The sequence below is a fragment of the Streptomyces sp. O3 genome (genome assembly GCF_054788135.1).
On sequence record NZ_JBTVYK010000230.1, the window covers coordinates 1 to 241 of the forward strand.

Annotated in this window: 1 pseudogene; it reads right to left on the minus strand. The window is 76.3% G+C overall.

The window, feature by feature from the left end:
• Positions 1-241 (minus strand): annotated as a pseudogene (locus ACX6XY_RS30470) (hypothetical protein); the annotation flags it as partial.

Genomic DNA, 241 nt, shown 5'->3' on the forward strand with positions numbered 1-241 from the left:
AGCGGCGCGACGACCGCCGTGATGACCGTCGTGACGGGCGGCGCGATGACCGCGGCGGCTTCCGTGGACGGGACGACCGGCGGGACGATGACCGGCGGGATGGTGGCCGGGGCGGGTTCCGTCGGGACGACCGCGACCGCGGCGATCGTGGTGACCGGGGCGGTTTCCGCCGCGATGACCGCCGGGACGAGCGGCGCGACGACCGCCGTGATGACCGTCGTGACGGGCGGCGCGATGACCG